Annotated in this window: 19 protein-coding genes; 8 read left to right on the forward strand and 11 right to left on the reverse strand. The window is 64.6% G+C overall.

The window, feature by feature from the left end:
* Positions 1–195: 195 nt before the first annotated feature.
* Positions 196–1,305, reverse strand: coding sequence for a DUF2336 domain-containing protein (locus SO180_RS20050; RefSeq protein ID WP_449380567.1), 1,110 nt, complete (start codon positions 1,303–1,305; stop codon positions 196–198).
* A 282-nt stretch (positions 1,306–1,587) separates the two neighbouring features.
* Complete coding sequence (locus SO180_RS20055; RefSeq protein ID WP_449380568.1) at positions 1,588–2,295, reverse strand: RluA family pseudouridine synthase; 708 nt, start codon at positions 2,293–2,295, stop codon at positions 1,588–1,590.
* Positions 2,296–2,352: 57 nt separating this feature from the next.
* Here SO180_RS20055 and ftsY point away from each other — a divergent pair, with 57 nt between their 5' ends.
* Both ftsY and SO180_RS20065 read left to right on the forward strand, forming a co-directional pair.
* On the forward strand, positions 2,353–3,297 hold the full coding sequence (ftsY, locus tag SO180_RS20060; RefSeq protein ID WP_449380569.1) for a signal recognition particle-docking protein FtsY: 945 nt from the start codon (positions 2,353–2,355) through the stop codon (positions 3,295–3,297).
* A gap of 1 nt (position 3,298) precedes the next feature.
* Positions 3,299–3,901 (forward strand): septation protein A, encoded by a 603-nt coding sequence (locus SO180_RS20065; RefSeq protein ID WP_027523529.1) that lies wholly within the window; start codon positions 3,299–3,301, stop codon positions 3,899–3,901.
* Between the two features lie 191 nt (positions 3,902–4,092).
* Here SO180_RS20065 and SO180_RS20070 read toward each other — a convergent pair whose 3' ends face one another.
* The 5 genes from SO180_RS20070 to ccmA all read right to left on the reverse strand — a co-directional run bounded on the left by SO180_RS20070 (position 4,093) and on the right by ccmA (position 7,236).
* Positions 4,093–4,686: a DsbE family thiol:disulfide interchange protein gene (locus SO180_RS20070; protein WP_449380570.1), complete on the reverse strand. Its 594-nt coding sequence runs from the start codon at positions 4,684–4,686 to the stop codon at positions 4,093–4,095.
* Complete coding sequence (gene ccmD / locus SO180_RS20075) at positions 4,683–4,862, reverse strand: heme exporter protein CcmD (protein WP_449380571.1); 180 nt, start codon at positions 4,860–4,862, stop codon at positions 4,683–4,685. Before ccmD ends, SO180_RS20070 begins: the two co-directional genes overlap by 4 nt.
* A gap of 1 nt (position 4,863) precedes the next feature.
* Positions 4,864–5,655 carry a heme ABC transporter permease gene (locus SO180_RS20080; RefSeq protein WP_449380572.1) on the reverse strand — a complete coding sequence of 264 codons (792 nt, stop codon included), beginning with the start codon at positions 5,653–5,655 and terminating at the stop codon, positions 4,864–4,866.
* A 77-nt stretch (positions 5,656–5,732) separates the two neighbouring features.
* Positions 5,733–6,401, reverse strand: coding sequence for a heme exporter protein CcmB (ccmB, locus tag SO180_RS20085; protein WP_011083299.1), 669 nt, complete (start codon positions 6,399–6,401; stop codon positions 5,733–5,735).
* Between the two features lie 232 nt (positions 6,402–6,633).
* Positions 6,634–7,236, reverse strand: a complete 603-nt coding sequence (gene ccmA, locus SO180_RS20090) for a heme ABC exporter ATP-binding protein CcmA (protein ID WP_449380573.1) — start codon at positions 7,234–7,236, stop codon at positions 6,634–6,636.
* Between the two features lie 239 nt (positions 7,237–7,475).
* Between ccmA and acnA the strand changes: the two genes are divergently transcribed.
* The 3 genes from acnA to SO180_RS20105 all read left to right on the forward strand — a co-directional run bounded on the left by acnA (position 7,476) and on the right by SO180_RS20105 (position 12,133).
* Positions 7,476–10,196, forward strand: coding sequence for an aconitate hydratase AcnA (gene acnA, locus SO180_RS20095; protein ID WP_449380574.1), 2,721 nt, complete (start codon positions 7,476–7,478; stop codon positions 10,194–10,196).
* A 237-nt stretch (positions 10,197–10,433) separates the two neighbouring features.
* Positions 10,434–11,207, forward strand: coding sequence for a DUF1223 domain-containing protein (locus SO180_RS20100; protein ID WP_449380575.1), 774 nt, complete (start codon positions 10,434–10,436; stop codon positions 11,205–11,207).
* Between the two features lie 554 nt (positions 11,208–11,761).
* Positions 11,762–12,133, forward strand: a complete 372-nt coding sequence (locus SO180_RS20105; RefSeq protein WP_449380576.1) for a DUF2794 domain-containing protein — start codon at positions 11,762–11,764, stop codon at positions 12,131–12,133.
* 137 nt (positions 12,134–12,270) lie between these two features.
* On the opposite strand, the gene SO180_RS20110 is transcribed toward SO180_RS20105, so the two are convergent.
* From SO180_RS20110 to SO180_RS20125, 4 genes are all read right to left on the reverse strand, one after another.
* The gene (locus SO180_RS20110; RefSeq protein WP_449380577.1) at positions 12,271–12,801 is read right to left on the reverse strand and encodes a GNAT family N-acetyltransferase; all 531 of its coding nucleotides are present in this window, start codon (positions 12,799–12,801) and stop codon (positions 12,271–12,273) included.
* Between the two features lie 151 nt (positions 12,802–12,952).
* On the reverse strand, positions 12,953–13,744 hold the full coding sequence (locus SO180_RS20115) for a Bax inhibitor-1/YccA family protein (RefSeq protein WP_449380578.1): 792 nt from the start codon (positions 13,742–13,744) through the stop codon (positions 12,953–12,955).
* 267 nt (positions 13,745–14,011) lie between these two features.
* Positions 14,012–16,597: an ABC transporter permease gene (locus tag SO180_RS20120; RefSeq protein WP_449380579.1), complete on the reverse strand. Its 2,586-nt coding sequence runs from the start codon at positions 16,595–16,597 to the stop codon at positions 14,012–14,014.
* Positions 16,594–17,316: an ABC transporter ATP-binding protein gene (locus SO180_RS20125; RefSeq protein ID WP_449380580.1), complete on the reverse strand. Its 723-nt coding sequence runs from the start codon at positions 17,314–17,316 to the stop codon at positions 16,594–16,596. Before SO180_RS20125 ends, SO180_RS20120 begins: the two co-directional genes overlap by 4 nt.
* A gap of 55 nt (positions 17,317–17,371) precedes the next feature.
* Here SO180_RS20125 and SO180_RS20130 point away from each other — a divergent pair, with 55 nt between their 5' ends.
* From SO180_RS20130 to zapE, 3 genes are all read left to right on the forward strand, one after another.
* Positions 17,372–18,007 (forward strand): arylesterase, encoded by a 636-nt coding sequence (locus SO180_RS20130; RefSeq protein ID WP_449380581.1) that lies wholly within the window; start codon positions 17,372–17,374, stop codon positions 18,005–18,007.
* A gap of 172 nt (positions 18,008–18,179) precedes the next feature.
* Positions 18,180–18,716 carry an RNA 2',3'-cyclic phosphodiesterase gene (thpR, locus tag SO180_RS20135; protein ID WP_449380582.1) on the forward strand — a complete coding sequence of 179 codons (537 nt, stop codon included), beginning with the start codon at positions 18,180–18,182 and terminating at the stop codon, positions 18,714–18,716.
* A gap of 142 nt (positions 18,717–18,858) precedes the next feature.
* Entirely contained in the window at positions 18,859–20,046 is a 1,188-nt protein-coding gene (zapE, locus tag SO180_RS20140) for a cell division protein ZapE (protein WP_449380583.1), read from the forward strand.
* The last annotated feature ends 69 nt before the right edge of the window (positions 20,047–20,115 follow it).

A 20,115-nucleotide genomic window follows, 5' to 3' on the forward strand; every position in this document is an offset into this window, starting at 1 on the left:
ATCACGGCGTTCGAGGGGTGTCCACACCCTCACCGCCGCTTACCCCAGTCGCCGCTTACCCCATAGCATCTGGATCACCCGCTTTCCGGGTGATGACACCGTCGACGTTGGTGATCGCCTACATTCCCAACGTCGTCCTGGCTTTCGCCAGCACGACACCGAAGATTCGACGCAACGCGCTGCCAAATGCCCGGCCTACGACGCCCGCACCTGCCAGAATCTCAGGGTACGCCGGGCATTCTCCGGTGTCATTCGTCCAAAATGGCCCCTCGCCTTCGCAAGATCGGCGGGCTTCATCTTGCCGGTGGCGTAGCGGCTTTCCAGCACGACGCTGGTGGTCTCCCAGCTCAGCAGCGCCGCTCGGCAGGGCACCAGCAGGCCGTCATCGCGCAGGCTCTGCATCAAGGGCCGGATCACCTCGACGGTGGAGCCGGATAATGCTGCCAGCGCAGCGACGGTTTCCTCATAGCGTCGCTGCGCGGCAAAGCCGAGCAGTGTTGCCTCGTTGAGCTGGCCGGTCTCCTTGAGCTTTGCGACGGCGCGTCTGGCGCCGACGAAATCACGGATCCCCGACATCTCGCGATCGACGCCGGTGGCGACGCTCGCGATGGCGTTCTGGATCTCTTCGAACAGATGCGGCGGGGCGCGTGACAACAGGCGCGTGCGAACCGCGTCGGTCGCCGAGCGCAGCAATTGTCGGCGCAGGTCCGAGGGCAGATCGACGCGCACGCCGACGCTCACGGTCAGTTCGGGGTCCTGTTCGGCCTGCCCGACGATGACGGCAAAGCCGCTCGCAGAAAGCCGGGCGCCGGGATTGGCGGCAAGGCGTCGGCTGACGCTCGGATAGCGGCGTGCCAGAAGCGCGTCGGTGACGATTTCCTTCAGCCACCAGCGGCCGGCGACCGCGAGCAGATGCTGCTCGCCCTTGGTGGCCGCAATGTTGAGCAATTCGGCCTCGTCGAGGCGGGCCGATTCCTGAAGCACGGGGCCGGCGATCCTGATCTCGTCATTGCCGGCAAGGCGGCGGATCACGGACGGCGGCGCTTGTGCGACCGGTGCAAGCTGCGCGCTGATCTCGGCGAGCGCGACGCGCGCGCCCATGTCGGCGATCGAGCGCAGCTCGATGGTCTTGATCAGCCGCTCGAGCACGTCGTCGAACAGCGCAATCTGCTCGTCATTGAAGCTGCCGGCGGAGGACAGGAACAGGTCGGTGACGCGCCGCGCCGTTTCCAGACGCTTCTCGTCCGAGCCGGCGCGAATCGCACCTTCGACTTCGTCGATGATCGATGGCTGGGCCTGCGGCATGAAGCGTTGCTCGTCCTGAGCCGGTTCGAAGAAGCTTGTTCTAAGCAACCGCTATCATTAGAGGCGAGCACTGAACGTTTCGTAAACCATCGGTGGGATGGCTGCGGCCGAGTAGCTTCAGCGAGATGTCGCCGCGGAGGAACTGCGCTCCCTCTCCCGCTTGCGGGAGAGGGGTGGGGAGAGGGTGTCTCCGCAATCGTGAACCCCCAAGAGGAGAGAGCCCTCACCCGGCGCTCCGCGCCGACCTCTCCCGCAAGCGGGAGAGGTGAACGACCGGGGCGCTTATTCCCCTTCCCCGTTCCAGCCACAGGTCCTGAGCCGCTCCTGCATGTGCGGCGGCGCCGGCGCGAGGACGTGCACTGGCTCCTTGTTGCGGGAGATCGGGACCACGATCTCGCGCGAATGCAGATGCAGCCGTGGCTCGCCGAAGCGCGGGCCATTGCCGTAGATGTTGTCGCCGACGATCGGCCAGCCCTGCGCCGCGCAATGTACCCGCAATTGATGGGTGCGGCCGGTAACCGGTTCCATGGCGAGCCAGGTCAGGCCCTCGCCGCGGCCCATCACCATCCAGTTGGTGATCGCTTTCTGGCCTTCCGGGTCCGGCTTCTGCCACCAGCCGCGCTCGGCATTGAGGCGGCCGAGAGGTAAGTCGATCGTGCCTTCGTCCTCGGCCGGCCCGCCCTCGACCACGGCCCAATAGGTCTTGCCGATCTTGCCGTGCTTGAACAACAGGCCGAGCGAGGCGGTGGCCTTGCGATGGCGCCCAAGTACCAGGCAGCCCGAGGTGTCCTTGTCCAGCCGGTGGGCCAGCACCGGCGGCCGTGGCAGGCCGAATCGCAGCGCATCGAAGGAAGCTTCCAGGTTGGCCCCGCCCTTGGGGCCGCGATGCACGGGGAGGCCTGCCGGCTTGTCGATCACCAGCATCAGCCCGTCGCGGTGAAGCACGCGCGCCAGAATTTCATCCGCGGTCAACTCGGGAACATCGAGCAATATCAGGACTTTCGTTGGAGACTTTCGTTTAGGAGCCGGAACGGCTAACACGCCATCATGAACGATACCACCGACACCCCCAAACTGAGCTGGTGGCGCCGCCTGTCCAACGGGCTCAAGCGCACGTCGGCCTCGCTCGGGACCGCGGTCGCCGACCTCGTCACCAAGCGCAAGCTCGACCGCGCCATGCTCGACGACATCGAGGACGTGCTGCTGCGCGCCGACCTCGGCACCGAGGTTTCGGTGCGCATCGCGGACGCGGTCGGTGCGGGACGCTACGACAAGGCGATCTCGGCGGATGAGGTGAAGGACGTCGTCGCCACCGAGGTCGAGAAGGTGCTGGTTCCGGTTGCAAAAGCGCTCGAGATCGATGCGGTGAAAAAGCCCTTCGTCATCCTCGTGGTCGGCGTCAACGGCTCCGGCAAGACCACGACCATCGGCAAGCTGTCCGCGAAATTCGCCTCCGAAGGCCGCAAGGTGATGCTGGCGGCCGGCGATACGTTTCGTGCAGCCGCAATCGAGCAGCTCAAGATCTGGGGCGAGCGCACCAGGACGCCGGTCATATCAGGCGCGCAAGGTTCGGATTCGGCTAGCCTCGCCTTCAATGCGCTGACGGCGGCGAAGGAGCAGGGAACTGACGTGCTCCTGATCGACACCGCAGGCCGCTTGCAGAACAAGGCCGAGCTGATGAACGAGCTTGAAAAGGTCGTGCGCGTGATCCGCAAGGTAGATAGCTCGGCGCCGCATGCGGTGCTCCTGGTGCTGGACGCCACCGTCGGTCAGAACGCGCTGTCGCAGGTCGAGGCGTTCCACCGCACCGCTGGGGTCACGGGGCTCGTGATGACGAAGCTCGACGGCACCGCGCGCGGCGGAATTCTGGTGGCGCTCGCCGAGAAATTCAAACTGCCGGTGCATTTCATCGGCGTCGGCGAAGGCGTCGACGATCTCGCGCCGTTCACCGCGCGCGATTTTGCCCGCGCGATCGCCGGAATTGAGAGTTGAAATGGACAAGACCCAGCCGCATCCGCTGTTCAAGCTGGCAACCGAGCTCGGCCCGCTGCTCGTGTTCTTCTTCGTGAATTCAAGATTCAACCTGTTCGCGGCGACCGGCGCGTTCATGGTCGCAATCGTGGCGGCGATCATCGCTTCCTACGTGGTGACTCGCCACGTGCCGATCATGGCGCTGGTCACCGGCGCGATCGTGCTGGTGTTCGGCACGCTGACACTGGTGCTGCACGACGAGACCTTCATCAAGGTCAAGCCGACCATCATCTACGGCCTGTTCGCAGCGGTGCTCGGCGGCGGACTGTTGTTCGGCCGCTCCTTCATCGCCATCATGTTCGACCAGATGTTCAACCTGACGCCGCAGGGCTGGCGCATCCTGACCTTCCGCTGGGCGCTGTTCTTCGCCGGCATGGCGGTGCTCAACGAAATCGTCTGGCGCACCCAGAGCACGGACTTCTGGGTCAACTTCAAGGTTTTCGGCGTGACGCCGCTGACGATGATCTTCGCGATCGCGCAGATGCCGCTGACCAAGCGTTACCACATTGCGCCAGTGTCGCTGGAGGCGAGCGAGGCCGAAGCGGGAGATGTGCGGAAGCGGTAGGCTGGCCACACATTCAACCGTCATCGCCCGACTTGATCGGGCGATCCAGTACTCTGAGACGTCCGTGGTGAATCGATAAGCCGCGGCGTACTGGATGGTCCGGTCAAGTGTTTAGACCGGACAGATCACTCAAGCCGGGGGCATGACAGCGGGTATGCGGGGTTGGATTCTCACTCGCACTGACGACGGCGTCAGCTTCCCGTCTTCAACGCCTTCTCGAGCTGCGGCAGCAGCACGCTCTGCAAATTCTCCCGCGTGATCGGGCCGACCAGCTTGTAGGCGATCTTGCCTTCGCGCCCGACGACGAAGGTTTCCGGCACGCCGTAGACACCCCATTCGATCGAGGTGCGGCCATTGGCATCCGTGCCGACGACGCCGAACGGATTGCCGTAGCGGCCGAGGAAGCGGCGCGCATTGTCGGGCGTGTCCTTGTAATTGATGCCGACGAGCTGGAAGCGCTTGTCCTTGGCAAGCTCGGTCAAGAGCGGCGCCTCGTCGTGACAGGGCACGCACCAGGAGGCCCAGACATTGACCAGGCTGACCTTGCCGATGAACGCAGCCGGGTCGAGTCCCGGCACCTGCGCGCCGCCCACTTGCAGGCCGTCGAGCTGCGGCAGCGTGGTCTGCGGCGCCGGCCGGCCGATGAGTGCAGAGGGAATGCGCGAGGGATCGCCGCTGCCGAGCCGGACCCAGAACAGCAGCGCAAGGCCGATGAAGGCGATCAGCGGCAGCATCACCAGGAAGGCGCTGCGCGCCGGCGTGGCCGAGGTCGACTGCTCGCTCATCGCAACTCCGTCGCGCTTCGGCCCGAGCGTCGGATGACGCCGCTCTTTTCGAGCTCGCGCAGGCGCTCTGTCTGGTTGCGATAGTCGATCAGGATCCAGCCGATCAGGATCGCCACCACGATGGCTGCGGCGAGATAGGATGTCACGATGAAGGATGCGTAGGGGCCGAGCGCCATGTTATGCGGCCCCAATTTCGTTTGACGCGTTTCCTTCACGCGAACCGGTGCTCAACTCGTTCGAAAACGCTATGCGGCTCGCCTGCATCATTTGCAGGGAGCGGACGCGGCGTCGCAGGATCTCGTTGCGCATCGCCGCCAGGTGCAGCGTGATGAACAAAAACGTGAACGCGACCGCCATCACCAGCAAGGGAATCAGGAACGATTTGTCGAGCGTCGAGCCGCCCATGCGCATCACCGAGGCGGGTTGATGCAGCGTATTCCACCAATCGACTGAGAATTTGATGATCGGCAGGTTGATCGCGCCGACCAGTGTCAGCACCGCAGCGGCGCGCGCCGCGCGCGAGGGATCCTCGACCGCGCGCCACAGCGCCATCAGGCCGAGATACATCAGGAACAGGATCAGCACCGAGGTCAGCCGTGCGTCCCATTCCCAATAGGTGCCCCACATCGGCCGGCCCCATAGCGAGCCGGTCAGCAGCGCGAGGAACGTGAAGGCAGCGCCGATCGGCGCGGCGGCCTTCGCGGCGACGTCGGCGAGCGGGTGCCGCCACACCAGCGTGCCGAGCGAGGCCACGCTCATCACGCCCCAGACGAACATCGACAGCCACGCATTGGGCACGTGGATGAACATGATCTTCACGGTAGCGCCCTGCTGATAATCGTCGGGCGCCAGCGCCGATTGATAGAGGCCAAGCGCGAGCAGGATCACGGTCGCCGCCGCAAGCCACGGCAGCACGCGCGCCGTCAGCGCAAGGAACCGCGAGGGGTTGGCGAGGTCGATCAGTGTCATGGTCACCTGATAATCATGGCGAGGGGCCGCAGGCAATCAGCACGAAAGTGCGAAGCGAAAGTTGATCGGGGTCAAGATCAGTCCAGCCCGTGCCGGAGGCTTGCGGCGGCCGCGAAGGGGCCGATCACCAGGCTGACCAGCGACAGCGCGCACAGGATCGAGAACGGCGCGCCGAATGACATTGGCCCGACGATCACCGCCTGGGAGGCCGCGACGCCGAAGATCAGCACCGGAATTGACAGCGGCAGCACGAGAACGGCCATCAGCAGCCCGCCGCGATGCAGCGTCACCGCCAGTGCCGCGCCGATCATGCCGGTGAAGGTCAGGGCCGGCGTTCCCGCCAGCAGCGTCAGGGCCACCGCGCCGGTTGCGACCATGTCGAGATTGAGCAGGAGGCCGAGCACGGGGGTTGCGACGATCAGCGGCAGGCCCGCGGCCAGCCAATGCGCCAGCGCCTTGGCGGCGCAGGCGAGTTCCAGTGGCGTCCGGCTCATCGTGATCAGGTCGAGTGAGCCGTCCTCGTGGTCGGCCATGAACAGACGGTCGAGGGTCAGCAGGCTCGCGAGCAGCGCCCCGAGCCACAGGATCGCCGGCCCCAGCCGCGACAACAGCGCCAGATCGGGCCCCACCGCAAACGGCATCAGCACCACCACGGTCAGGAAAAACAGCACTCCAATCAACGCCCCGCCGCCGACGCGGAGCGCGATGCGGATGTCCCGGCGGATCAGGGCGGAGAGGGCGGTCATGGGCGGCTCCCATCGTACCCCAAAGGCGGTGCGCTCCCTCCCCCGCTTGCGGGGGAGGGTCGGGGAGAGGGTGTCTCGACAACGGAGACTCCCCCAGAGGAGAGAACCCTCACCCGGCGCTGCGCGCCGACCTCTCCCGCAAGGGGGAGAGGCGAGGGAGCCCGCGGCGACGGCTGCTTCCCGGGTGCGAGAGCCGCGCCCGGCCGTTCGAAAAGCTGAGGGTCGGCCATCCTCACGCCGCACCCCCGATCCGCAGCTCCCGTGAGTCGATCCCCAGCGGCATGTGAGTGGCGGCGATGATCATTCCCCCGCGCTCCAGGTGCTGCCTCATCAACCCGCAAAACATGTCCTGGCCGGCGCCATCGAGCGCGGTGGTTGGCTCGTCCAGCAGCCAGACCGGGCGGTGGACCGTCAGCAGGCGGGCCAGTGACAGGCGGCGGCGCTGGCCGGCAGAGAGGAAAGCGGCCGGCAGATGGGTGGCATGGTCGAGGCCGACGGTCGACAGGCTCATCGCCCCGTCGAAGCGCTCGCCGCCCAGAAAGTCGGCCCAAAATGCGAGATTTTCCGCCACGCTCAGCGCCGGCTTCAGCGCGTCGCGGTGGCCGAGATAATGGCACTGTTCGGCCAGGCTCAGCTCGGTGTCGCCGCCGGAAAGCTCGATCGTGCCGCCGGCCGGAATCAGCAGCCCCGCAATCAGCCGCAGCAGCGACGTCTTGCCGGAGCCGTTGCGCCCTACAACCGCCAGCGCCTCGCCGGAGGCGGCCACAAAATCGAGGCCGGCAAACACCTCGCGGCCGCCCCGCACGCATCTGATGCCACGCCCTGAGAGCTGCATGTCACCTCTGGTCGCCCCCTTCACCGGTGGCCCTCAAGAAAACTTGGGGTAGCGCAGCAGAATTTGAGGCTCCCGGATTGCTGCGGCACGATCGTCCTTGTGGCGGTGCGGTTAGAAAGCTTCTATAAGCCCGGAACTTGATGCAGCACTCCACTCGCTCCTGCAAGCGACCCAGCCGGATTCGCTGACGGTGTTAAAGTACCCTCTGCCGGGTATAACTAACAATTGGGATTTCCTACATGACCTCGCTCGACAGCTTCAAATGCAAAAAGACCCTCAAGGTCGGCGCCAAGACCTATGTCTATTACAGCCTGCCGACCGCCGAGAAGAATGGTCTGAAGGGGATTTCCAAGCTCCCTTATTCGATGAAGGTCCTGCTCGAGAACCTGCTGCGCAACGAGGACGGCCGTTCGGTCAAGAAAGAGGACATCGTCGCCGTCTCGAAGTGGTTGCGCAAAAAATCGCTGGAGCATGAGATCGCCTTCCGCCCGGCCCGCGTGCTGATGCAGGATTTCACCGGCGTTCCGGCGGTGGTCGACCTCGCCGCAATGCGCAACGCGATGCAGAAGCTCGGCGGCGATGCCGAGAAGATCAACCCGCTGGTGCCGGTCGATCTCGTCATCGACCACTCCGTGATCGTGAACTTCTTCGGCGACAACAAGGCCTTCGCCAAGAACGTCACCGAGGAATACAAGCAGAACCAGGAGCGCTACGAATTCCTGAAGTGGGGCCAGAAGGCGTTCTCGAACTTCTCCGTGGTGCCGCCTGGCACCGGCATCTGCCACCAGGTCAATCTCGAATATCTCGCCCAGACCGTCTGGACCAAGAAAGAGAAGATGACGGTCGGCAAGAAGACCGGCACGTTCGAGGTGGCCTATCCCGACTCGCTGGTCGGCACTGATTCCCACACCACCATGGTCAATGGCCTCGCCGTGCTCGGCTGGGGCGTCGGCGGCATCGAGGCTGAGGCCTGCATGCTCGGCCAGCCGTTGTCGATGCTGCTGCCGAACGTGGTCGGCTTCAAGCTGAAGGGCTCGCTGAAGGAAGGCGTCACCGCGACCGATCTCGTGCTGACGGTCACGCAGATGCTGCGCAAGCTCGGCGTCGTCGGCAAGTTCGTCGAGTTCTTCGGTCCCGGCCTCGATAACCTCTCGGTCGCCGACAAGGCCACGATCGGCAACATGGCGCCCGAATACGGCGCGACCTGCGGCTTCTTCCCGGTCGATGCCGCCGCGATCGATTACCTCAAGACCTCCGGCCGTGCCGCACCGCGCGTCGCGCTGGTGCAGGCCTATGCCAAGGCGCAGGGCCTGTTCCGCACCGCCAAGTCGGCGGATCCGGTGTTCACGGAGACGCTGACGCTCGATCTCGGCGACGTCGTGCCATCGATGGCCGGTCCGAAGCGTCCCGAAGGCCGCATCGCGCTGCCCTCCGTGTCGGAAGGCTTCAGCCTCGCGATGGCCAACGAGTACAAGAAGGGCGATGATGCCGAGAAGCGCTACGCAGTCGAGGGCAAGAACTTCGAGCTCGGTCATGGCGACGTCGTGATCGCGGCGATCACCTCCTGCACCAACACCTCGAATCCGAGTGTGCTGATCGGCGCGGGCCTGCTGGCGCGCAACGCGGCCAAGAAGGGCCTGAAGGCAAAACCCTGGGTGAAGACCTCGCTCGCGCCGGGTAGCCAGGTCGTCGCCGAATATCTCGCCAATTCGGGCCTGCAGGCCGATCTCGACAAGGTCGGCTTCAACCTGGTCGGCTTCGGCTGCACCACCTGCATCGGCAATTCCGGTCCGCTGCCGGAAGAGATCTCGAAGTCGATCAACGACAACGGCATCGTCGCGGCCGCCGTGCTCTCCGGCAACCGCAACTTCGAAGGCCGCGTCTCGCCGGACGTGCAGGCGAACTATCTCGCCTCGCCCCCGCTCGTCGTCGCCCACGCGCTCGCCGGCAGCGTCACGAAGAACCTCGCCACCGAGCCGCTCGGCGAAGGCAAGGACGGCAAGCCGGTGTACCTCAAGGACATCTGGCCGACGACCAAGGAGATCAACGCCTTCATGAAGAAGTTCGTGACCGCGTCGATCTTCAAGAAGAAGTATGCGGACGTGTTCAAGGGCGACACCAACTGGCGCAAGATCAAGACGGTCGAGAGCGAGACCTATCGCTGGAACATGAGCTCGACCTACGTGCAGAATCCGCCGTACTTCGAAGGCATGAAGAAGGAGCCGGAGCCGGTCACCGACATCGTCGAGGCGCGTATCCTCGCGATGTTCGGCGACAAGATCACCACCGACCACATCTCGCCGGCGGGCTCGATCAAGCTGACTTCTCCGGCCGGCAAGTATCTCAGCGAGCATCAGGTGCGCCCCGCCGACTTCAACCAGTACGGCACGCGGCGCGGCAATCATGAAGTGATGATGCGCGGCACCTTCGCCAACATCCGCATCAAGAATTTCATGCTCAAGGGCGCGGATGGAAACATCCCTGAAGGCGGCCTGACAAAGCACTGGCCCGACGGCGAGCAGATGTCGATCTACGACGCCGCGATGAAGTATCAGCAGGAGAACGTGCCGCTGGTGGTGTTCGCCGGCGCCGAATACGGCAACGGCTCCTCGCGCGACTGGGCGGCGAAAGGCACACGTCTGCTCGGCGTTCGCGCCGTGGTCTGCCAGAGCTTCGAGCGCATCCATCGCTCCAACCTGGTCGGCATGGGCGTGCTGCCGCTCACCTTCGAGGAAGGCACTTCCTGGCAGTCGCTTGGCCTGAAGGGCGATGAGAAGGTCACGCTGCGCGGCCTCGTCGGCGACCTCAAGCCGCGCCAGAAGCTGACCGCAGAGATCGTCTCGGCCGACGGCTCGCTGCAGCGCGTTTCGCTGCTCTGCCGCATCGATACGCTGGACGAGCTCGACTACTATCGCAACGGCGGTATCCTGCACTACGTCCTGCGCAAACTCGCGGCGTAAGCGCGGATTTGTGAACTATGGCTCACTGCGAAGTGAGTAGAACGTTAAGCGAAGGCGGCCTATCAAGGGCCGCCTTTGTTCGTTTGCGGTATGTTCCAGATGGGCTCGTCCGGGCAGAGATCTTCGTCTCGGACGATGCGGAGCGCACTGCGCGCGCAGGATTTGTCCGTAAGACTACGGTGACCAACTCGCAATGAGATTTCCCCTCGACATCAGCTAAAGTGTGCAGCGTTCAACATGACAATGATGGCCTCTAATCTGATTTCGCGATGGTCCGGTGCGATCTGGTCAGGTGCACTGGGCGTCTGCGCGATCATCGCGGTCATCCGTCCTGCCCACGCCGATCCCCGCGCGGTCGTCGAACTCTTCACCTCTCAGGGCTGCTCGTCCTGTCCGCCCGCCGACAAGATCATCGGTGAACTCTCGAACGATCCCTCGATCATCGCACTCAGCATGCCGATCGATTACTGGGATTATCTCGGCTGGAAGGACACGCTGGCGGATTCACGCTTCTCGGCGCGACAGCGGGCCTATTCGCGCATGCGCGGCGACCGCGAGGTTTACACGCCGCAGGTCGTGGTCAACGGCTCGGCGCATGTCATCGGCAGCGACCGCGCCGGCATCGAGAGCGCGATCGCGAAGACTGCGAAAAGCGACACCGTGATGAGCGTGCCGGTGTCGATGTCTCTCGCAGGCAAGCAGCTCAACGTCTCGGTGGCGGCGAGCAAGGAGGCAGCGGTCTCGCATGGTGAAGTCTGGATCTGCTCGATCACCAAAGCGGTGCCGATCTCGATCGGACGCGGCGAAAACCGCGGGCAGCAGATCACTTACCACAACGTGGTGCGTAACCTGCTGAAGGTCGGTGACTGGAACGGCACTTCGGAAAGTTGGACTGTGCCGCTGGAGAACCTATCGCGCGAGGGCGTCGACGGCGCGGTGGTCTATGTCCAGGATGGCAGTCGCGAGAAGCCCGGGCCCATGCTGGGCGCAGCGTACACGTCGCTGCATTGATCTCGTAGCTTCGAATTTTTCCTGACAAGCGGTCTCTCTGGATCCTCATGGTGAGGAGGCGCGCCAGCGCCGTCTCGAACCATGTAGGCCGCGCTGCCGCACCCGGGCCTTCATCCTTCGAGACGCCGCGCAAGGCGCGGCTCCTCAGGATGAGGGAACGCAGAACCATCCCGACACAACAAAAAAGGACCAACTCGCGTTGGTCCTTCCTTCGTGCGAACAGGCCCGATCCCGACGACCCCGGGGGGCTGGGGGCTGAGGAATCCGGAACCGAAAGGACCGGGCCAACGCACACGAATCTTTTCGCAATGCAGGGCGGCAGGCGCTAGGCGGAAAAGAGGCGAGACTATGATTCCTGCTAACGATCCCGTGACGGTATGTCGCGAGCGAGTTCCACAGCCAGGAGGTGTGTTTGCGGCGCGATGTGCAGCCGCGCGGTTGGCGCCTCTTGCGGCCGGCCGCGGTTGGCGCAATCATGTAACTGTCATGATCCGCGGGGCGAGGACGCTTTCGCGACCGCCGGTCATCCGTCAACGCCACAGGAGGCGCTTCGCATGAGTCTGATGTCGGAGGATGCCGATCCGAGCGAGCAGCGCGCAGTGGCGCGTAGCGCCGCTGCGGGTTCCCAACCGAGCCGGGTGACGTTCAACCGGCTCGAATTGCATCGCATCCTCAACCTTTATGGCCGCATGGTCGCCGACGGCGAGTGGCGGGACTATGCCATCGACTTCCTGAAAGACCGCGCCGTGTTCTCGGTCTATCGCCGCGCCTCCGAAGTGCCGCTTTACCGCATCGAGAAAGACCCGCGGCTCGCGCGCAAGCAGGGCATGTACAGCGTGATCTCGGCGACCGGCCTGATCCTGCGCCGCGGCCACGAGCTCGATCGCGTGTTGCTGGTGATAGATCGGAAGCTCGCGGTGGTTTAGCCGCTCGTGCAGCCGCCGTAGCGTTGCTGCGTAGGGTGGGCAAGGGCGCTCTTGCGCCGTGCCCACCAGTTCTGTCTCCCGGATTTTTGACACCAGAGGTGGGCACGCTCCGCTTTGCCCACCCTACGAATCCGGGCCTACTTCTCCGGCACGCTCGTTGCGCCCTCGCCGAGGTCGCGCTGCATCATCACCGTGTCGAGCCAGCGGCCGAACTTCAGGCCGACATTGGGATGCGTGCCGATCATCTTGAAGCCGGCGCTGGTGTGCACGCCGATCGAGCCGGCATTGGCGGAATCGCCGATCACGGCGATCATCTGGCGGAAGCCGCGCGCCTCGCATTCGACGAGCAGCCGCTGCAACAGCGCCGAGCCGATGCCGCGGCGATGGAATGACGGCTCGAGATAGATCGAGTTCTCCACCGTGAAGCGATAGGCCGGCCGCGGCCGGTAGGCGCCAGCATAGGCGTAACCGGCGATGCGGCCATCGAGCTCGGCGACGAAATAGGGATAGCCGCCATCCGTCAGTGCCTTGTAGCGGCGCGTCATCTCGGCGAGGTCGGGCGGTTCGAGCTCGAACGTCGCGGTGCCGTGGCGCACGGCGTGCTCGTAGATGGCGGTGATGGCGGGAAGGTCGGCCTCGGTTGTGGGCCTGATTTCAGGTGCGGACATGGAGGTAGCTTAAAGGCTCCGCGCGTTTGCCGAAAGAGCGAAGCCGCTTTCGCCTTTCGCGGGTGATGACAGTGGGTGTGTGGCGTGCTCCTAGCCAAACAAAAACCCCGGCCTTGCGGCCGGGGTTCGTGTCGTTCACTCGTCTCAGAGCCTAGTCGCGCTGGCCGAGGAGCTGCAGCAGCAGCGTGAACAGGTTGATGAAGTTCAAATACAGCGACAGCGCACCGGTGATCGCCGCGCGTTCGGCAATGTCGCCGCCGGCCGAGGCGTAGCCGTAGATGTAGTCGTTCTTCAGCCGCTGGGTGTCCCAGGCGGTGAGGCCCGCGAACACCAGCACGCCGCCCACCGACACGATGAACTGCAGCGCCGAGCTCGCCAGGAACAGGTTGACGAGGCTTGCGATGATGATGCCGATCAGCCCCATGAACAGGAACGATCCCATCCCGGTCATGTCACGCTTGGTGGTGTAGCCGTAGAGGCTCAGCGCGCCGAAGGTGGCCGCGGTGATGAAGAACACCCGCACGATCGAGGTGTGCGTGAACACCAGGAAGATCGAGGACAGCGAGATGCCCATCAGCGCCGAGAACACCCAGAACAGGATCTGGGCGGTCGAGGGGGCCAGGCGGTTGATGCCGGCCGAGATCACGAACACCATGGCGAGTGGCGCCAGGATGAACAGCCATTTCAGCGGGCTGACGAACATCGCGTAGCCGAACGGCGTCAGGAACGCGTTGCCGATCTTGGCGGCGGCGCCCGACGGGTCGTTGGTCACGGCCGCCATGTAGACACCGAGCGCGGCGAGGCCGGTGATGGCCAGACCGATGCTCATGTAATTGTAGATGCGCAGCATGTATGCGCGCAGGCCAGCATCGACCGTCGCGGCGTCGACACGCCCGGCGGCCCTGCCGAAAGGAGAAGCGTAGTTGCGGTCTAGGTCCGACATGGTCGAATTCCCATTGGTTGGCCGGCCGGCACAAGGGTTGATGCCGCCGGGTCGTCAAAATTCTATCCCGGATACCCATGCCTGCCGACATTAATTTTGGCTAACAATCGGGCATCCGCACCCACTCGATATGTGGGAAACTAACACATTCGCTGCAAGCGTTCACGCGCGGCTGAATGTCGCCATGGCGCAAGTCTGGCGCGCGGACGTCGTTAACCCCGAAAATCCGGGGGATTGGGGTACCGCGCAGCCACCCGCTTCAAATTGTCACAAATTCCGCAACACCGTGGCGGGCTTTTGGTTCAACGCCAGCAGCGTGCCGGCAAGCCCGAGTCCGACCGTGACGACGAGCGCGGAGGCGACCACGCCGGCCGCGCTGCCGGCCTGCCAGACGAAACTCAGCGTCATCAGCCGGGTCACGATCATCCAGGCCGCGATGCTGCCCGCAATGACGCCGAACACGGCGGTGGCAAGCCCGATCAGGAGATATTCGAGCGCATAGGCGCCGAGCAGCCGCAGCCGCGTTGCACCCAGCGTCTTCAGGATCACGGCGTCATAGACCCGGTGGCGATGGCCGGCGGCGAGCGCGCCGCCCAGCACCAGGATGGCGGAGATCAACGTCACCGCGCTGGCGCCGCGGATCGCGAGCGTGAGATTGGTGACGACCGAGCCGACCGTCTCCATGACCTCGCGGACCCGCACGCTCGTCACCATCGGATAGGCGTCGGCGACCTCTTTGATGATCCTGCCGTCGCCGGCGGCATCGCCGCCCTGCTCGGTCAGCGTCGCGATGTGGGTATGTGGCGCGCCCTTGAAGGCATTGGGCGAGAACACCAGAACGAAATTGATGCCGAGCCCCTGCCAGTCGATGTTGCGCAAATTGCTGATCTTCGCCGGGATGTCGCGGCCGAGCACGTTGACGACGACCTCGTCGCCAAGCTTGAGTCCGAGCCCGTCGGCAATCTTCTTCTCCATCGAGACCAGCGGGGGGCCGGAATAGTCGGCGCTCCACCATTCGCCCTCGACCACCTTGGAGCCCTTCGGCAGCTCGCTGGTATAGGTCAGGCCGCGGTCGCTCTGCAGCACCCATTCGGCGTCGGTCGCGGGCTTCAGCTCCTCGGCCTTGACGCCGCGCGCGGCGACGATGCGGCCGCGCAGCATCGGCACGTCCTCGACTTTCGCCCCCGGCGCGATCTGGCGCAGATAGCCGTCGAACTGCTCGGCCTGCGCGCTCGGGATGTCGATGAAGTAGAACGATGGCGCCCGATCCGGCAGCGCCGCGAGAAACTGCCGGCGCAGATTGCCGTCGATCTGAGTGATGGTGACCAGCACGGCGAGCCCCAGCCCCAGCGACAGCACCACCGACGGGGTCAGCGCGCCGGGACGGTGGATGTTGGCGATCGCGAGCCGCAGCATCGGTAGCCGTGTGCGCGGCAATCGCCGCGCGATCGTCATCAAGAGGCCTGCAATGCCGCGCAGCACCGCAAACACCACGACAGACGAGAGCACGAACACCGTGGCGATGCGCTTGTCGAAGGAGAGCCCGATCACGACCGCGACGAGCAGCGCGACCACCACGGCCATGAAGGCGAGATAGCGCCAGCGCGGCCGGTGCCATTCGGCGCTGATCGTGTCGCGAAACAGCGCGGCCACCGGCACGTCATGGACGCGTCCGAGCGGCCACAAGCCGAAGGCGAGCGCGGTGAGCAGGCCATAGACGAAGGAGAGCGCCAGCTCGTCGGCATGCACGGCCGGAATCACCGGCAGCGGCAACAGCTTTCCGAACAGGCCGACGATGGCGAAGGGAAGCGCTGCGCCAAGTGCGAGCCCGATCATCGAGCCGATCCCGGCGAGCAGGATGACTTGCACAAAATAAATGCCGAACACGTCGCGTCCGGTGGCGCCAACGGCCTTGAACGCGGCAATGACCTCGAGCCGGCGGTCGATATGGCTCTTCACGGCATTGGCGACACCGACGCCTCCGACCAAGAGGGCGGCGAGGCCGACCAGCGTCAGGAACTGGGTGAAGCGGCTGATATTGCGCTCGAGTTGCGGCGATGCATTGGAGCGGCTGCGGATCTCCCAGCCAGCCTGCGGCGCCGCGTTGCGGGCGTCGCTGATAAACGCCTCGGTGGCGCGCTCGCTGTTGGCACTGTCAGGCAGTTTGACGCGATACACCCAGCGCACCAGGCTGCCGGGCTGGATCAAGCCGGTGGCGCGCAAGGCTTGCTCGCTGATCAGGAAACGCGGGCCGAAGCCGATGCCGCCGGCGAGCTTGTCGGGCTCGGCCTCGACCGCGCTGCGGATCTGGAAGGTCGCATTGCCGATGGTGACGTGGTCGCCGTTCCCAAGGGAAAGCCGCGCCAGCAGCGTCGGATCCGCGGCGGCACCGAACGCGCCGTCGCGCTGCGCCAGAAGATCGGACAGCGGCAATTGCGGCGTCAGCGTCAACTGGCCGAGCATCGGGTAATTGCCGTCGACCGCCTTCATCTCGACCAGCGCGAGCTTGCCGTCGGCCGCGCGCGCCATGCCGCGCAAGGTTGCGGCGGTCGACACCGTGCCGCGCGAACGCAGGAAAGCGATCTCCTCTGGCTTTGCCTCGCGCTGGAACAGCACGAACGAAGCGTCGCCGCCGAGCAGCGTACGTCCCTCGCGCGCCAAGCCCTCGCTGAGACTCGCCGCGACCGAGCCGACACCGGCAATCGCCATCACGCCGAGCGCGATGCAGGCGATGAAGACGTAGAAGCCGCGCAGGCCTCCACGCAGTTCGCGTAGCGCATAGCGCAGCGACAGCGCGGCCGCGCCGCTTCGCGCGAACGGTTTTGGCGCGAACGGTTCGGCGGCGAGGGTCATGGCTGGGAATATTGCGTATCGATGCGCCCGGAGCGCAGGCGGATCACGCGATCGCAGCGATGCGCGAGCGAGGAATCATGGGTCACCAGCACCAGGGTCATGCCGCGCTCGGCATGCTTGCCGAAGATGAGATCGACGATCTGCTTGCCTGTCGCTTCGTCGAGATTGCCGGTGGGTTCGTCGGCGACCAGGATCGCAGGGTCCGGCGCCAGCGCGCGGGCGAGCGCGACACGCTGCTGCTCGCCGCCGGAAAGTTGCGAGGGATAGTGATGCAGGCGATCGCCGAGCCCGACCGATTGCAGCTCCTGCGCGGCGCGCTTGGCCGCATCCGGATTGCCGGCGAGCTCGAGCGGCACCGCGACGTTCTCCAGCGCCGTCATGGTCGGGATCAGGTGAAACGACTGGAAGACAATGCCGACCTCGCGGCCGCGGAAGCGGGCGAGCGCGTCCTCGTCGAGGGCATTGAAAGGCGTGCCGCTGACCACCACCTCTCCGCTATCAGGACGCTCCAACCCCGCCATCACCATCAGTAGCGTGGATTTGCCCGAGCCTGACGGGCCGATCAGGCCGATCGCTTCACTACGGCCGACCCGAAGGCTGATATCCTTGAGAATGTGAACGCGTGCCGCGCCCGTACCCAGTGAGAGATTGACGTTGGCGATGGAGATGGTGTCCGGCGTCGTGCCGGCCAGCGAAGAGGATTCGATGCGACTGTCCATGGTCCGGTCATATGGCAACTCCGCACATCCGGTCGAGAGGCGTTACGGATTGTTCATGCACATAGCCGTGTTGATGATCGGTTTGATGACGGGGATTGCCAGCGCCGATGCGCAGGCCAAACCGCCGGTCAAGCTCGTCGTGCTCGGCGATTCCTTGAGCGCCGGCCTCGGCCTGCAGGGCCAGGACGCATTTCCCATGAAGCTCCAAAAGGCCTTGCAAGACAAGGGTGTAGCCGTCGATATGATCAATGCCGGGGTGTCCGGCGACACTTCGTCCGGTGGCCGCGACCGGCTCGATTGGTCGGTGCCGGAGGGAACCGAAGGGGTCATCGTCGAGCTCGGCGCCAACGATGCGCTGCGCGGGCTCGACCCCGACGTTACGCGCGCAGCGCTCAGCGACATCGTGGCGCGGCTGAAGGCGCGCGGCGTCGCGGTGATGCTGTGCGGCATGCTGGCGCCGCCGAACTACGGGGCCGACTATGCCGCGCGCTTCAATTCGATTTATCCGGATCTGGCGAAGAAATTCGAGGTGCCGCTCTATCCGTTCTTCCTCGACGGCGTCGCGGCCGATGCCAAGCTCAACCAGGCCGACGGCATTCATCCCACCGCTGCGGGCGTCGACATCATCGTCAAGAACATGATGCCTACCGTCGAGGCATTCCTCGGCACGATAAGCGGGCAACGGCGTTGAAAAGCAGGCAATACTAACCCTAATTCCCAGGGTTTTCCCGGGGTAGCCCGCGCACTGCTTCGCAGAGTCACATAACTGCGATAGGAATCAGGTTACCGGTGATTCGTCACCGGCTCTAATTTGGATATGGTCCTTTTCAAGGCGCATGTCCAAGCATCGGGAGTGCTCAACGATGCCACGCTTGTTTACTGGTCTGGAAATCCCGGCCGAGGTCGGTCAGACGCTTTCCAACTTGCGGGGCGGCCTTCCCGGCGCCCGCTGGATCGATCCCGAAAATTATCACGTCACCTTGCGCTTCATCGGCGACATCGACGGCATTTCCGCCAACGAGATCGCCTCGATGCTGTTTCGCGTCGACCGCAAGCCGTTCGAGGTGAAGGTGCAGGGGCTCACGAGCTTCGGCGGCCGCAAGCCGCGCGCGGTGGTCGCAACCATCGCGCCGAGCAAGCCGCTGATGGAATTGCAGGCCGAGCTGGAGCGGATGATGCAGCGCATCGGCCTCGATCCGGAGGGGCGCAAATTCATCCCGCACGTCACGCTGGCGCGGCTGCACGATGCCTCGGACCAGGACGTCGCGGACTATCTCTCGCTGCGCGGTTATTTCCCGAGCAAGGTGTTCACGGCCGAACGTTTCGTGCTGTTCTCCTCGCGCGCATCCACCGGCGGCGGGCCGTACATCGTCGAGGATTCCTACGACCTGTGCGCGTAGGCCGTCGACGCCGCCGGAAGCCTCCGTTGACGCTGGCATTCCAGAATACGGCGCCTTAACGGCGCCGTAACCCCACCAGCGCATACCCCCTGGCACCAATTCTCGGCTTGCATTTTCGGCCGGTCTCTGGCGGTAAGGGGCCATGCTCTCCACCCCCAATTCATCGTTCCGAAGCGAATACCAGGCGCTGGTCTCCTCTGGCGCGATCGAGCCGGATGCTGCCCAGGCCGAAGTCGTAGAGGCCTATGCGGCGCTGGACCAGCGGCTTGCGAACTACAAGCCGCAGCGCAAGCAGGGCCTGTTCGGCCGTCTCTTCAAAAACGGCGACAAGGACGATGCGCCCCGCGGGCTCTACATCCATGGCGAGGTCGGGCGTGGCAAGACGATGCTGATGGACCTGTTCTTTCAGCACTCCGCCGTCGCGCACAAGCGCCGCGCGCATTTCCACGAATTCATGGCCGAGGTGCATGAGCGCATCTACGGCTATCGCCAGAACATCGCGCGCGGCGAGATCGCCGATGGAGATGTCATCGCGCTGACGGCGAACGCGATCTTCGAGGAGAGCTGGCTGCTCTGCTTTGACGAATTCCACGTCACCGACATCGCGGATGCGATGATCCTGGGCCGGCTGTTCGCAAAACTGTTCGAGCTCGGCACGGTGGTGGTTGCAACGTCGAACGTCGCTCCCGACGATCTCTACAAGGGCGGACTCAACCGCGCGCTGTTCCTGCCGTTCATCGCGCAGATCAATGATCACATGGACGTGCTGCGGCTCGATGCGCGCACCGATTTCCGGCTGGAGAAACTTCAGGGCGTGAAGATGTGGCTGGTGCCGGCCGATGCCGACGCCGATGCCGCGCTCGATCGCGCCTGGGCGAAGATGACCGGCCATGCCAAATGCAAGTCGCGCGATATTTCGATCAAGGGTCGCATCCTGCACGTGCCGTGTTCGGCGCACGGCGTGGCGCGGTTCTCGTTCGCCGACCTCTGCGAGAAGCCGCTTGGCGCATCCGACTACCTAAGGCTCGCGCACGACTATCACACCATCCTGGTCGACCATATTCCAGTGATGGACGTCGCCGAGCGCAACGCCGCCAAGCGCTTCATCACGTTGATCGACGCGCTCTATGACAATGCCGTGAAGTTGATGGCCTCGGCGGAAGCCGATCCGGTGTCGCTGTACCTGGCGAACGAAGGCAACGAGGCCAACGAATTCAAGCGGACGTCCTCGCGCCTGATCGAGATGAGCTCGGAATCCTATCTGGCGCAGCCGCACGGCCGCAAGGATTCCACCGCCAGCGGCTCCACCAAGGGCCTGGTCGAGACTTAAGTCCTATTTCACCACGCCGTCATTCCCCGGGGGCGCGTCAGCGCGAACCCGGAGTCCCGCACCACAACT

Source organism: Bradyrhizobium sp. UFLA05-112, assembly GCF_053572325.1.